Genomic DNA, 13251 nt, shown 5'->3' with positions numbered 1-13251 from the left:
CAGCCCGGCGGACTGTCGCTATGCACGCGGCTCCAGGTTCAGACACACCGAATTGATGCAATAACGCAGACCGGTCGGCGGTGGGCCATCCGGAAATACGTGCCCCAGATGCGCGTCACACTTGGCGCAGACCACCTCGGTGCGGATCATGCCGTGGCTGACGTCGCGCACATCCACTACTGCACTGTCTTCGATGGGCGCGTAGAAGCTCGGCCAGCCGCAGCCTGAATCGAACTTGGTTGCAGAGTCGAACAGCGCTTCGTTGCAGCACACACAACGGTAGACGCCATCGGTCTTGGTCTCGTTGTACTTGCCGCTGAAAGGACGTTCGGTTGCTTTCAGGCGACAGACGTTGTACTGCTCGGGGTCAAGCATCGCCCTCCACTCTTCGAGCGTCTTCTCAAACTTTTCCACGGGTACACCTCCAATGCTGAAAAAGCCTGATCTGTATCTTTTCCGCAGATCAGGTGGCACGTATGATTGCGCCAGGTCAGGCGTCAGTCTGGCACCCGCGTTTGTCGCACACAAATCCAATTCATCGTGTTTCGTGCAGCGACCTTCAATTGCAAGTCAGCAACAGCTCGTCCATTTTCGGGATCATCACCATGCAGTTCAGCAAATCGAACAAGCTCGCTAACGTCTGCTACGACATTCGCGGGCCGGTGCTCAAGCACGCCAAACGCCTGGAAGAGGAAGGTCATCGCATCCTCAAGCTGAATATCGGCAACCCGGCACCGTTTGGTTTCGAGGCGCCGGATGAAATCCTGCAGGACGTGATCCGCAACCTGCCGACCGCCCAGGGCTACAGCGACTCCAAAGGCCTGTTCAGCGCCCGCAAGGCCGTGATGCAGTACTACCAGCAGAAGCAGGTCGAAGGTGTCGGCATCGAAGACATCTACCTGGGCAACGGCGTGTCGGAACTGATCGTGATGTCGATGCAGGCGCTGCTCAACAACGGCGATGAGGTGCTGGTCCCGGCGCCTGATTATCCATTGTGGACCGCTGCCGTCGCATTGTCCGGCGGCAACCCGGTGCACTACCTGTGCGACGAGCAGGCCAACTGGTGGCCGGATCTGGCCGACATCAAGGCCAAGATCACGCCCAATACCAAGGCCATGGTGATCATCAACCCGAATAACCCGACGGGTGCGGTGTACTCGAAAGAAGTGCTGCTGGGCATGCTGGAACTGGCTCGCCAGCACAATCTGGTGGTCTTCTCCGACGAGATCTACGACAAGATCCTTTACGACGATGCCGTGCATGTATGCACCGCTTCACTGGCACCGGACCTGCTGTGCCTGACCTTCAACGGCCTGTCCAAGTCTTACCGCGTCGCAGGCTTCCGCTCCGGCTGGATCGCGATTTCCGGTCCCAAGCACAACGCACAGAGCTACATTGAAGGCATCGACATTCTGGCCAACATGCGTCTGTGCGCCAACGTGCCGAGCCAGCACGCCATCCAGACCGCACTGGGCGGCTACCAGAGCATCAACGACCTTATCCTCCCGCCGGGCCGCCTGCTGGAGCAGCGCAACCGGACCTGGGAATTGCTCAACGACATTCCCGGCGTCAGCTGCGTGAAGCCTATGGGGGCGCTATACGCCTTCCCACGCATCGACCCGAAGATCTGCCCGATCCATAACGATGAGAAATTCGTGCTGGACCTGCTGCTGTCGGAAAAACTGCTGGTTGTGCAGGGCACCGCCTTCAACTGGCCGTGGCCGGATCACTTCCGCGTGGTGACCCTGCCTCGCGTGGACGAGCTGGAGCAGGCCATTGGCCGCATCGGCAACTTCCTGAAGGGTTATCGCCAATAGGCCATCACTGTATGTGATGCCTTCGCACCGTGCCCCGACCTGTTCGGGGCATTTTATTTATGCGCCGGATTGACCCGCTCGTTTTTCAGCGTTCATCCGCTGCGAGGTCGGGGGCTATGGCTCAGCCGCCGTTCAGGTTCCCGGGATTACCATCGAATCAGACCAGAGGACACAGTTTGAAATAGTCCCTCTGTTGAATAGCGGCAGGCATCACCTTATATACCCGGCATCCAGTTACATTTTGTCCTAAGGAGAACGTTTCGACCATGATGCGCATTTTGCTGTTTTTGGCCACTAACCTTGCGGTCGTGCTGATAGCCAGCATTACCCTGAGCCTTTTTGGCTTCAATGGGTTCATGGCGGCCAACGGGGTTGATCTGAACCTCAATCAGCTGCTGGTTTTCTGCGCTGTGTTCGGCTTCGCGGGCTCTCTGTTTTCGCTGTTCATTTCCAAATGGATGGCAAAGATGAGCACCGGCACTCAGATCATTACCCAGCCGCGTACCCGCCATGAGCAATGGTTGCTGCAGACCGTGGAACAACTGTCCCGCGATGCAGGCATCAAGATGCCGGAAGTCGGTATCTTCCCGGCCTATGAGGCCAACGCATTTGCGACGGGCTGGAACAAGAACGATGCACTGGTTGCCGTCAGCCAGGGCCTGCTGGAGCGTTTTTCACCCGACGAGGTGAAAGCGGTGCTGGCCCACGAAATCGGTCACGTATCGAACGGCGACATGGTGACGCTGGCGCTGGTGCAGGGCGTGGTGAACACCTTTGTGATGTTCTTCGCCCGCATCATCGGCAACTTCGTCGACAAGGTGATTTTCAAGACCGAAAACGGTCAGGGTATCGCCTATTACATCACGACGATTTTCGCTGAACTGGTCCTGGGTTTCCTGGCCAGCGCGATCGTGATGTGGTTCTCGCGCAAGCGTGAGTTCCGTGCTGACGATGCCGGTGCACGTCTGGCCGGTACTCAGTCGATGATCAGTGCCTTGCAGCGCCTGCGCTCCGAACAGGGCGTGCCGGTGAACATGCCTGACAGCCTGACAGCGTTCGGCATCAACGCCAGCCTGAAACATGGCATCGCTGGCCTGTTCATGAGCCACCCGCCGTTGGAAGTCCGCATCGAGGCGCTGCGCCGTCGCGGTTGATTGATCGGGCAGTCATTGATAAAAGGGCGACGTGAGTCGCCCTTTTTTTATCTCTACTCACTGCACACAGACGCCTCCCACAGTCAGATGAGATACCCATGATGTTCGGGTGTCCGCATGATCAAGCGTCGGCCAATACCAGACGCTCCATCCAGTAAACACACTCATCCATACGCCTTACACCTACGCCAAGCGCTCTGGGACTGCTCTGGAGCGCATCGCGCTCACTGACCCGCGTCACATTCCAGTGGGCAGACACATGAGCCTGCAGCCACTCGTGAGACACGGAGAACGGCGGGCCGTCCAGCTCGGCCTGATCGTAATCCAGCGTGATCAACAATCCCCTGCACACTGGCGGCATCAACTGCTCAAGCTGTCGGACGTAACGCTCCCTCATGTCGGACGGCAGCGCAATCATCGCGGCCCGGTCATAAAATGCTGCGCACACACCGATGTCTTCAGCCGTCAGCGCAAAGAAATCACCACACCAGATGTCGATACCAGGTGCCGAGTAGAGAGTGAAGCCTCCACGTTGCGTCACCTGCGGCTCAAGCCGGTGCTCCGCAAAATAGCCCTCCACCGCCGTCTGCGACAGCTCGACGCCGACCACCTGAAAGCCCTGCTCGACCAGCCAGCTCATGTCATGGCTCTTGCCGCACAAGGGCACCAGCACGCGGGCGCCCTTCTCCAGTTCCAATTCGGGCCAGAGCTTACGCAGGTCCTGATTCACGTCGGCCTGATGAAAGCCGATCTGCCCCGCCGTCCAGCGCTGCCGCCAAAATTCTGCGTCCACAAACCCTCCCGATAATCCGATCAAACCGCATCAAAACTTATATTAGATTTGGATCCCAGCCCTGGCGGAAGATGTGTCATCACTATTTTCATGGAGTCCACATGTTCCCCAGCCTGTTTATCTCGCACGGCTCGCCCATGCTGGCGCTGCAGCCCGGCGAGAGCGGTCCTGCGCTGGCACGTCTTGCAGCCGAAATGCCAAGACCGCGCGCCATCGTGATGGTATCGGCCCATTGGGAAAGCCACGAGCTGCTGGTCAACGGCAATCCACAACCGGAAACCTGGCACGACTTCGGCGGCTTCGCTGCAGAATTGTTCGCTGTGCAGTACCCCGCCCCCGGCCTGCCTGATTTGACCCGCGAAGTGGTCGAGCTTCTGGCCGCCAGCGACCTGCCCGCACGTATCGACAGCAGACGTCCGTTCGATCATGGCGTCTGGGTGCCGCTGTCGCTGATGTATCCACAGGCCGATATTCCCGTGGTGCAGATTTCCCTGCCCAGCCGACAAGGCCCCGAGCTGCAGACCCGTGTCGGCAAGGCGCTTGCCGGTTTGCGCGCTGAGGGCGTATTGATCATCGGCTCCGGCAGCATCACCCATAATCTGGGCGAATTGAACTGGAACGGTGATTCGGCACGCGTAGAGCCGTGGGCACAAGCATTCAGGGACTGGATGATCGACAAGCTGGCCAGCGATGACGAAAGCGCGCTGCATCAGTACCGCAGCCTCGCGCCGCATGCTGTCCGCGCCCACCCGAGCGACGAGCATCTCTTGCCGCTGTACTTCGCCAGAGGCGCAGGCGGTGAATTCAGCATCGCGCATCAGGGTTTCACCATGGGCGCGCTGGGCATGGACATCTATCGGTTCGGCTGACGCCTTAAAAATTCGAGGCAAAAAAAATCCCCGAACCAGTCGGGGATTTTTTATTGGACGATCAGCTCAAGAGCGGATCAATCCTCGCGATAGCGACGCAGCTTCAACTGCTTGCCGGCAACGCGGGTGTCCTTGAGCTTGGTCAGCAGACGCTCAAGGCCATCCTCCGGCAGCTCGACCAGGCTGAAGCTGTCACGGACCTGGATACGGCCGATGGCTTCGCGGGCCAGGCCGCCTTCGTTGAGGATGGCGCCCAGCAGGTTCTTGGCAGCGATACCATCACGCGCACCCAGCGCGGTACGGCAACGGGCGCGACCTTCAGCCAATGGAACCGGCGCACGACGCTCGCGCTCTGGACGATCGCCACGATCACCACGGTCCGGACGATCGCCACGCGGGGCGTTGTTCGGAACCAGTGGGCGCTCGCGCTCGATGGCAGCCAGGGTTAGGGCCTGACCGTTGGTAGCCTTGCGCAGCAGAGCGGCGGCCAGTGCACGTGGCGAGCAACCGATGTCGGCAGTCAGACGATCCAGCAGATCACCGTGGGTCGACTCGGCGTCGGCAACCAGTGGCGAAAGGCTGTTGGTCAGCTTCTTGATGCGCGCATCCAGCACAGCCTGGGCATCCGGCAGGCGGACTTCCGCAACCTTCTGGCCAGTCACACGCTCGATAACCTGCAGCATGCGGCGCTCACGCGGCGTCACCAGCAGCAGTGCGCGACCTTCGCGACCGGCACGACCGGTACGACCGATACGGTGAACGTAGGACTCAGGATCGTAAGGCATGTCCACGTTGAATACGTGGGTGATACGCGGAACGTCGAGACCACGGGCAGCAACGTCGGTCGCTACAACGATGTCCAAACGGCCATCCTTGAGGGAGTCGATGACGCGCTCACGCTGGTTCTGGGCGATGTCGCCGTTCAATGCTGCGGCCTTGTAGCCTTTGGCTTCCAGCGCGCTGGCCAGATCCAGGGTCGCCTGCTTGGTGCGGACGAACATGATCAGGGCGTCGAAGTCTTCGACTTCCAGCAGGCTCAGAACAGCCGAGGTCTTCTGGTCAGCGTGAACCAGCAGGTGGGCCTGCTCGATCGCGGTAACGGTCTGGGTCTTGGTCTGGATCTTGACGTGCTTCGGGTCGCGCAGGTGGCGCTCGGCGATGGCACGGATCGACTGTGGCAGCGTGGCCGAGAACAGAACGGTCTGGCGGGTCTCAGGCATGGCCTTGAAGATCACTTCCAGGTCGTCCATGAAGCCCAGCTTCAGCATTTCGTCCGCTTCGTCGAGAACCAGGTGGTTCACGGTCGCCAGGACCTTTTCGTCACGGCGAAGGTGATCGCACAGACGGCCTGGGGTGGCGACGACGATTTGAGCGCCGTTGCGGATGGCCTTGAGCTGAGGGCCCATAGGCGCGCCGCCGTAGACCGCTACAACGGTCACGCCCGGCATTTGTTTTGCGTAGGTCTCGAACGCGGTGGCAACTTGAAGTGCCAGCTCGCGGGTCGGGGCCAGGATCAGTGCTTGCGGCTCGCGCTTGCTCGGGTCGATGCGATGCAGGATAGGCAGTGCGAACGCGGCGGTTTTACCCGTACCGGTTTGCGCCTGACCAATCATGTCGTGACCGGCGAGAATAATCGGGATCGATTGCTGCTGAATGGCCGAAGGCTCTTCGTAGCCAGTGGCGACGACAGCTGCAACGATATTGGGATGAAGTTCGAGAGCGGCGAAGCCGCCGATTTCCTGGGTCATGGGTCTGCCTCTAGTGCATCCGCAAAGACCCATGCTTCAAAGCTGCGCGTGCCGTGTACGACCTTGAGGTCACCCTGGCTGCTTTGTCGGCGGGGATTTGCGAAAACGTTTGATGAATGGATCGTCAATGATAGTTCGCAGTGCGAACGCGCGACCGAAGCGGGCTTCGGAGAACTGCTATATCACGACGAGGGCCTCGTTAAGGCCGGCGCGCACTATACCGGAATTGCGCACGAAAGTGAGTCTTTTTTTTGCGAAACGTTGCCGGCCAGGCGAGAAAAATCAGGTGTTTCAAACCCTGAGCTTCCTGCCCGGCACCGTACGGCCCCGCGATTGCGGGGACGGCAGCTTAAACGTTTCACTGATTCCTGCAAATGATCAGGGTCAGGACTTTCGACGTGCGGCGAATTGTCCCACATTCAATTCACGTTTTCTCTGGCTCAGGTTGCAGGCCGCACTGACTTGATCAATGAGTCCAGCGAGTAACCCAACCGGGACGTCAGCGCTTCGGCGCGCCGGGCGAGTGCTTCGAGGTCCAGCGCCTGATCCAGATCCGAGGGCACGATAAGGATGACGTTGCCCTCCTTCACCGGCAGCTCCCAGTAGTGGCGATGATAAAGGCCGCGCAACAGGGCGGCCCCCAAGGGTTTGCCATCGTCGGTCGCCCACTGGTTGATGATCAGCCAGCCACCGGGATTCAGACGCTGCTGACAGCCGTGCAGAAAATTCCAGGCCAGATGCCCGACACCGGGACCGACATCGGTATACAGGTCGACGAAGATCAGATCGGCAGGCTCGGTGCTGTCGAGCAGATCCAGCGCGTCGCCGATGCGTATATAAAGGCGCGGATCATCGTCCAGGCCCATGTACTCCATTGCCAGCCGCGGAACGTCGGGGCGCAGCTCGATGACTTCCACGTCTTCCAGCGGCAGGAACTTCATGCACGCCTGAGTCAGCGTCCCGGCACCCAGCCCCAGGAACAGCGCGCTTTCCGGTGCCTCATGGCACAGCGCACCAATCAGCATGGCGCGGGTGTAGTCGTACTCCAGCCAGCTGGGATCGGCCGTGAAGGTGCAGCTCTGCTCGATGGCGTCGCCAAATTCCAGAAAGCGATAATCGTCGACTTCCAGCACGCGGATCATGCCGTAATCGTCGTGGACTTCCGCCAGAATCCGTTCTACGCGTTCACGCTCTTCCGTCATTACCGTTCCCGATTGGCCCGCAAAACGCGAATTGTCGGCCATGCCACGTACTTTGTCACATGTTCAGGAGGACAACGGAAGCCCGGTTATCCGCGTCGCGCTGGCAGCAGCACGGCGAACTGCTAACATGCCGATCCGATTGCACAACCCTAGAGCCAATAATGAGCCAACCCTGGAGCCCCGACAGCTGGCGGGCACTGCCAATTCAACAGCAACCTCACTACCCGGACGCCGAGCATCTATCCAGGGTCGAACAAAGCCTGGCCAGTTACCCGCCGCTGGTGTTTGCCGGCGAGGCCCGAGAGTTGCGTCGCCAGTTTGCCGAAGTGACCCAGGGCCGCGCGTTTCTGCTGCAAGGCGGCGACTGCGCCGAAAGCTTCATGGAGTTTTCCGCAGGCAAGATTCGCGACACCTTCAAGGTGCTACTGCAGATGGCAGTGGTCATGACCTTTGCCGCAGGCTGTCCGGTGGTCAAGGTCGGACGCATGGCTGGCCAGTTCGCCAAGCCGCGCTCGGCCAACGATGAAACCATCGATGGCGTCACGCTTCCGGCCTACCGTGGCGATATCGTCAACGGTATCGGCTTCGACGAGAAGAGCCGCGTTCCCGACCCGGATCGACTGGTGCAGGCCTACAACCAGTCCACCGCCACGCTCAACCTGCTGCGCGCCTTCGCCCAGGGCGGCTTCGCCGACCTGCATCAGGTGCATCAATGGAACCTGGACTTCATCGCCAATTCGGCGCTGGGCGAAAAGTACAGCCAGCTCGCCGACCGTATCGACGAAACGCTCGCTTTCATGCGCGCCTGCGGCATGGACACTTCGCCGCAATTGCGCGAAACCAGCTTCTTCACGGCCCACGAGGCCCTGCTGCTCAACTACGAAGAAGCCTTTGTCCGCCGTGACAGCCTGACCAACGATTACTACGACTGCTCCGCGCACATGCTGTGGATCGGCGACCGTACCCGGCAACTGGACGGCGCGCATGTCGAGTTTCTGCGCGGCGTGAACAACCCGATCGGCGTCAAGGTCGGACCGAGCATGAAAACTGATGACCTGATCCGACTGATCGACACTCTCAACCCGGACAACGATCCGGGCCGCTTGAACCTGATTGCGCGCATGGGTGCGAACAAGGTCGGCGATCATCTGCCGCAGCTGATTCGCGCCGTCGAGCGTGAAGGCCGCAAGGTGCTGTGGAGTTCGGACCCGATGCATGGCAACACCATCAAGGCCAGCAGCGGTTACAAGACTCGCGATTTCGCGCAAATTCTGGGCGAGGTCAAACAGTTCTTCCAGGTGCATCAGGCAGAGGGTACCTATGCAGGCGGCATCCACATCGAGATGACCGGACAGAACGTCACCGAGTGCATCGGCGGTGCCCGGCCTATCACCGAGGATGGCTTGTCGGATCGTTACCACACCCATTGCGACCCACGGATGAACGCCGACCAGTCGCTGGAGCTGGCGTTCCTGATTGCCGAGACACTGAAGCAGGTGCGCCGCTAAGTAATCGTCAGCTCTCCAACACCTTTGCCAGACGCACCCCGCTGTCGCGCTGGCAATTGATCTGAATCTGCGCCAACCCCAGCCAACCGGCGAGTTCGCGCAGATTGTCCGCCAGGGCCTGCATGCCCTCCTCGTCCAGACCGTTCGGCTCTTCATGCACGACATGCACCGCCAGACGATCGGCTGCACGCTCGGAACGCAGATCGATCCGCGCGGCGATACGTTCGTTGTGCAGAAACGGCAGCACGTAATAGCCGTACACACGTTTGTGCTGCGGCGTATAAATCTCCAGCCGATAGCGAAAATCGAACAGCCGCTCGGTGCGCGCCCGCTCCCAGACCAGTGAGTCGAACGGCGACAGCAGCGCGCTGGCGTTGACCTTGCGCGGCACCTTGCTGTCCGGCAGACAGAACGCCCTGTGTGTCCAGCCTTGAACCTGAGCAACATCGAGCGCCCCGTCTTCAACCAGTTCAGCCAGCAGGGTCCGGCTGGGCTGTGGATCCTGGCGGAAATAATCGCGCAGGTCCTTCTCGGTGCCGACGCCCAAAGCGCTGACCGCGTGCAACAACAGCGCACGCTGGGCATCGGCTTCGGCGATTTCGGGCTGATCGAGAATATCCATCGGCAAGACACGTTCGGGCAGGTCGTACAGCCGCTCGAAGCCACGACGCCCGGCCACCGTTACCTCCCCCGCTGCGAACAGCCATTCCAGCGCCTGCTTTTCCACGCTCCAGTCCCACCAGGGTCCGGCTTTTTCCTGCCGAGTGCTCAAACTACCCGCACCCAGCGCACCCCGTTCGCGGACGGCTTGCAGCACACGCTCGATTGCAGGTTGCTGTTCGCGACCGAACCTGGCCAGTCCCTGATAAATGCCTGCGCCCTGAGCCGCACGGCGCATCCGCCAGCGCATCAACGGGTAGAGTTCGACCGGCAGCAGCGACGCTTCGTGCCCCCAGTATTCGAACAGACGTCGATGCCGTCCCTGGCTCCACGCGGCCTGATCCAGCAGTGTCGGTGAATAGTGGCCCAACCGCGAAAACAGCGGCAAGTAATGAGAACGTACGAGCGCATTGACCGAATCGATCTGCAACACGCCGAGTCGGCTGATCAACTGTGTGACGTGGCTGGCCTTGATCGTAGCTGGCGGCTGGCGCCCGTTGAAACCCTGAGCAGCCAGTGCCAGACGACGTGCTTGTTTAAGGGACAACTCCATAGGCTTAGCGCTCCCAGTTGGAACCTTCACGCTAGCCGATTCCGAGCTGTCTTGTCAGCGGCTCAAGGGATCGTCCCAGAACGGACGCTCCACCTCATGTTGAATATCGGCCCGGCTCAGACCCAGATCCTTCAGCGCGCCATCACTCATCTGTGCCAGAAGGCGACGTTGGCGGTGCAACTCGTGCCAGCGTGCGATGTGATTTCTCATCGACTGCAGCGCCTTGCCAAGCGGCGACAGCAGCGACGATCTGGCGACCAGTACATAACCCTTTTGACCTTTCATCATCTCGCCCTCCATGTGGGGATGACTGAAGTCTCGCGCCGGGCCTGAGATCAATCCAACGAATGTTTCTTATGTGAGGCATTCGCAGGGTTGATGCATCGATACTGACAAGCTCTCTATTGTGAACACTCGCCCCTTACCGCACTGTTATAACTGCCAGACCTGTCCTTTAAACTCATTAAACCCTTCGCCATAACAACACACATCCTTTAAATCTCATCCCGGCCCGATCATCGCAAAACCGAATAACGCTTCCGTTGACAGTCACTTCTCGACTTCTACTATTAAAGAGGCTTATTCATGAAACTTAACGCCCTTGCGCACATCGCACGAATCGTTTGATTCCAGGCACACCGACCTGTCGAAATCACGTTAAACCACCTCTATCACGCGGACCTGTTCAATGGAGGATTCTATAAGCACCCCGTAACACGGAGCCTTTCAGGAGAAACACATGGGCATTGACGCCACTAGAATTCTGTTCAACGCAGAACCGTTCGGGTTCGGTCCTTCCGCAGCAATCGCAGCGATTGCACCGTACTTCCTGGGAAGCGGCACCCACGCCTACGCAGGTGAACAGCACTCGCTGGATTTGCAGAAGCACCTTCCCTATCGGACCATTTTCAATATGACCGGTCACGGCCTCGAAGACTGGGACGACACGATCTCCGGTTTTGATATTGTTATAACCGCCATGGACCTTGATATCGCAAACCGATCTTTATCGATGGGCAAGCGAGTCGTGTTTTACGACGCACTGACCTGGCATTGGCATGCCGAAACACAATGGCCCGGCATTGAAGCGCTGATCCATCATCCTCGCGCACTCTATATTGCCCAAGACTTCATAGGTGTACGCGAACGCCTGGAAGACATAGAGCCGAGCCACTATTCAATCGTCCCTCCCATGACCCACCCGGTGAATGACTGCCCGCGAAAAAGCAGCTCAAATTTTATTCTGCTCAATCTCGGCGGACTGAAGAACCCTTATACAGATGACGCGCTGCTTATCGACTTTGCGCGCGCGATCACCTTCGCCCTGCGTCAGGCTATTGGGCGTGGGATGAAACTTCACATTGCCACCAGCGAAACGATTGCAAACGCACTCGAATCAAAGGACGCCGCCCCTTGCTCTCCCGAAGACGCGTCCCGGATGTTGCGAGACTGCACGTTCGCAGTCTGCACACCGGGGCTGGGCAATATCTATGAATCGGCAGCCGCGCAGACACCGGTCATATGGCTCCCTCCGGTCAACGATACACAAGGCCTGCAGTTGGCCCACCTGCGCAACGCGGGCCTGATTGACGCGGAGCTGAGCTGGGAAATGCTGGGCATCCCCATCGACTACACAGCCCCTCTGCAAACCTGCCTGGATAGCATTGCTGATGCGATTTCAACGCTGGGAAGCCCGGAGCGGCGTGCCGCACTGGATAAAGAAATGGCAGACGCAGTGACCTGTATCGGCACGTGCAAAAAAGGCAGGACTTTTCCACTGATCAAGCGCTTCGGCAGCGGCGGTGACGCGGTCGCCGCCCAAAAAATCAAGGAATGGATAGAGACATCCGGCCAAGGAGATTGCCAGTGAAAATCGCCCAGATCGCCCCCTTGTTCGAGGCCGTCCCTCCCCAATATTACGGCGGTACGGAGCGTGTAGTGTCCTACCTCAGTGAGGCACTTGTTACATCAGGTCATGAGGTGACGCTGTTTGCCAGCGGTGACTCGATAACATCTGCCGAGCTGGACGCGGTCTGGCCCTCCGCGCTACGGCTCGACTATGGAAACCATGACGCTCTCGGCCCGCATCTGGTCATGCTGGAGCGGGTAAGACGTCGTGCCCATCAGTTCGATATCCTTCACTTCCATCTGGATTTTTACCCTTTCTCCCTGTTCAGCCGCCAACCCACGCCATACGTGACCACCCTGCATGGCCGCGTGGATACGCCGGAACTGCAACCTGTCTTCGGCGCGTTTGCTGCCATGCCCTTCATTGCGATCTCTGACGCTCAACGCAATGATCTGCCATCCGCCAACTGGGTGGGCACGGTTCACCACGGCCTGCCTGAGCAACTCCATGTACCCCTGCAAATGGAAAGAACCTACCTGGCTTTTCTGGGGCGCATCACGGCCGTGAAGAGAGTGGATGCAGCCATTCGTATTGCTCAACAGTGCAACATTCCCATCAAAATCGCCGCCAAGATTGATGCCATCGACAGGGCCTACTTTGAACACCACATACGTCCCTTGTTTGATTCACCTCTTGTTGACTACGTCGGTGAAATCGACGAGCACGAAAAGACTGCCTTCCTGTCCGGCGCCCTGGCATTGCTGTTTCCCATTGACTGGCCGGAACCTTTCGGGCTCGTGATGATAGAAGCCATGGCGTGCGGCACACCGGTGATCGCCTTCCCCTTCGGTTCAGTCCGTGAAGTGGTAGAAGACGGAGTAACCGGTTTCATTGTGGAGAATGAAGCGCAGGCTGTAGGAGCCGTTCATAAGGTTGACCAGTTGTCTGCCCTGCGGATCAGAGAGCAGTTCTACAAGCGCTTCACTGCACGGCGCATGGCCGAAAAATATGTGCTTGCTTACCAGTCGCTGATTGAGCGGTCTCGGTGAGATGAAGGGTAATGGCGGAATACAGCGTTCAGGCTTAAGATCAGCCTGA

The 13251-nt window shown here is 59.1% G+C and carries 12 protein-coding genes; 6 read left to right on the top strand and 6 right to left on the bottom strand.

Translation table 11 applies throughout. The features are described 5' to 3' along the window. Nucleotides 1-18: 18 nt before the first annotated feature. Nucleotides 19-414 carry a peptide-methionine (R)-S-oxide reductase MsrB gene (msrB, locus tag AO065_RS04675; protein WP_004884242.1) on the bottom strand — a complete coding sequence of 132 codons (396 nt, stop codon included), beginning with the start codon at nucleotides 412-414 and terminating at the stop codon, nucleotides 19-21. 191 nt (nucleotides 415-605) lie between these two features. On the opposite strand from msrB, the gene AO065_RS04670 reads away from it, so the two are divergent. Next, on the top strand, nucleotides 606-1817 hold the full coding sequence (locus AO065_RS04670; RefSeq protein ID WP_004884240.1) for a pyridoxal phosphate-dependent aminotransferase: 1212 nt from the start codon (nucleotides 606-608) through the stop codon (nucleotides 1815-1817). Between the two features lie 266 nt (nucleotides 1818-2083). After that, entirely contained in the window at nucleotides 2084-2971 is an 888-nt protein-coding gene (gene htpX, locus AO065_RS04665) for a protease HtpX (protein ID WP_004884238.1), read from the top strand. A gap of 121 nt (nucleotides 2972-3092) precedes the next feature. On the opposite strand, the gene AO065_RS04660 is transcribed toward htpX, so the two are convergent. Beyond that, nucleotides 3093-3764: a thiopurine S-methyltransferase gene (locus tag AO065_RS04660; protein ID WP_004884236.1), complete on the bottom strand. Its 672-nt coding sequence runs from the start codon at nucleotides 3762-3764 to the stop codon at nucleotides 3093-3095. Between the two features lie 101 nt (nucleotides 3765-3865). On the opposite strand from AO065_RS04660, the gene AO065_RS04655 reads away from it, so the two are divergent. Then, nucleotides 3866-4633, top strand: a complete 768-nt coding sequence (locus tag AO065_RS04655) for a DODA-type extradiol aromatic ring-opening family dioxygenase (protein WP_004884234.1) — start codon at nucleotides 3866-3868, stop codon at nucleotides 4631-4633. Between the two features lie 77 nt (nucleotides 4634-4710). On the opposite strand, the gene AO065_RS04650 is transcribed toward AO065_RS04655, so the two are convergent. Then, nucleotides 4711-6381, bottom strand: a complete 1671-nt coding sequence (locus AO065_RS04650; RefSeq protein ID WP_004884230.1) for a DEAD/DEAH box helicase — start codon at nucleotides 6379-6381, stop codon at nucleotides 4711-4713. Between the two features lie 440 nt (nucleotides 6382-6821). Further along, nucleotides 6822-7583: a spermidine synthase gene (locus AO065_RS04645; protein ID WP_004884228.1), complete on the bottom strand. Its 762-nt coding sequence runs from the start codon at nucleotides 7581-7583 to the stop codon at nucleotides 6822-6824. Between the two features lie 161 nt (nucleotides 7584-7744). Between AO065_RS04645 and AO065_RS04640 the strand changes: the two genes are divergently transcribed. Next, complete coding sequence (locus AO065_RS04640; RefSeq protein ID WP_004884227.1) at nucleotides 7745-9091, top strand: class II 3-deoxy-7-phosphoheptulonate synthase; 1347 nt, start codon at nucleotides 7745-7747, stop codon at nucleotides 9089-9091. Between the two features lie 7 nt (nucleotides 9092-9098). Here AO065_RS04640 and AO065_RS04635 read toward each other — a convergent pair whose 3' ends face one another. Both AO065_RS04635 and AO065_RS04630 read right to left on the bottom strand, forming a co-directional pair. After that, nucleotides 9099-10304: a winged helix-turn-helix domain-containing protein gene (locus tag AO065_RS04635; protein WP_004884225.1), complete on the bottom strand. Its 1206-nt coding sequence runs from the start codon at nucleotides 10302-10304 to the stop codon at nucleotides 9099-9101. A 54-nt stretch (nucleotides 10305-10358) separates the two neighbouring features. Next, on the bottom strand, nucleotides 10359-10592 hold the full coding sequence (locus tag AO065_RS04630; RefSeq protein ID WP_004884222.1) for a DUF1127 domain-containing protein: 234 nt from the start codon (nucleotides 10590-10592) through the stop codon (nucleotides 10359-10361). A 451-nt stretch (nucleotides 10593-11043) separates the two neighbouring features. Between AO065_RS04630 and AO065_RS04625 the strand changes: the two genes are divergently transcribed. Then, a complete protein-coding gene (locus AO065_RS04625) occupies nucleotides 11044-12174 on the top strand; it encodes a hypothetical protein (protein ID WP_004884221.1) in 1131 nt (376 codons plus the stop codon). After that, nucleotides 12171-13202, top strand: coding sequence for a glycosyltransferase family 4 protein (locus tag AO065_RS04620; RefSeq protein ID WP_004884219.1), 1032 nt, complete (start codon nucleotides 12171-12173; stop codon nucleotides 13200-13202). The genes AO065_RS04625 and AO065_RS04620 overlap by 4 nt, the downstream gene beginning before the upstream one ends. Nucleotides 13203-13251: the final 49 nt, after the last annotated feature.

Origin of the sequence: Pseudomonas viridiflava, from assembly GCF_001642795.1 — a bacterium.
GTDB lineage: Bacteria > Pseudomonadota > Gammaproteobacteria > Pseudomonadales > Pseudomonadaceae > Aquipseudomonas > Aquipseudomonas viridiflava.
Note: the sequence above shows the minus strand (reverse complement) of the source record. Positions and strands in the feature narration are given on the sequence as shown.

Bases quoted from the DNA above. Each gene is read 5' to 3' on its own strand.
- AO065_RS04635 (WP_004884225.1), bottom strand. From the start codon at position 10,304: ATGGAGTTGTCCCTTAAACAAGCACGTCGTCTGGCACTGGCTGCTCAG.
- AO065_RS04640 (WP_004884227.1), top strand. From the start codon at position 7,745: ATGAGCCAACCCTGGAGCCCCGACAGCTGGCGGGCACTGCCAATTCAA.
- AO065_RS04645 (WP_004884228.1), bottom strand. From the start codon at position 7,583: ATGACGGAAGAGCGTGAACGCGTAGAACGGATTCTGGCGGAAGTCCAC.
- htpX (WP_004884238.1), top strand. From the start codon at position 2,084: ATGATGCGCATTTTGCTGTTTTTGGCCACTAACCTTGCGGTCGTGCTG.
- AO065_RS04650 (WP_004884230.1), bottom strand. From the start codon at position 6,381: ATGACCCAGGAAATCGGCGGCTTCGCCGCTCTCGAACTTCATCCCAAT.
- AO065_RS04630 (WP_004884222.1), bottom strand. From the start codon at position 10,592: ATGATGAAAGGTCAAAAGGGTTATGTACTGGTCGCCAGATCGTCGCTG.
- AO065_RS04655 (WP_004884234.1), top strand. From the start codon at position 3,866: ATGTTCCCCAGCCTGTTTATCTCGCACGGCTCGCCCATGCTGGCGCTG.
- AO065_RS04625 (WP_004884221.1), top strand. From the start codon at position 11,044: ATGGGCATTGACGCCACTAGAATTCTGTTCAACGCAGAACCGTTCGGG.
- AO065_RS04670 (WP_004884240.1), top strand. From the start codon at position 606: ATGCAGTTCAGCAAATCGAACAAGCTCGCTAACGTCTGCTACGACATT.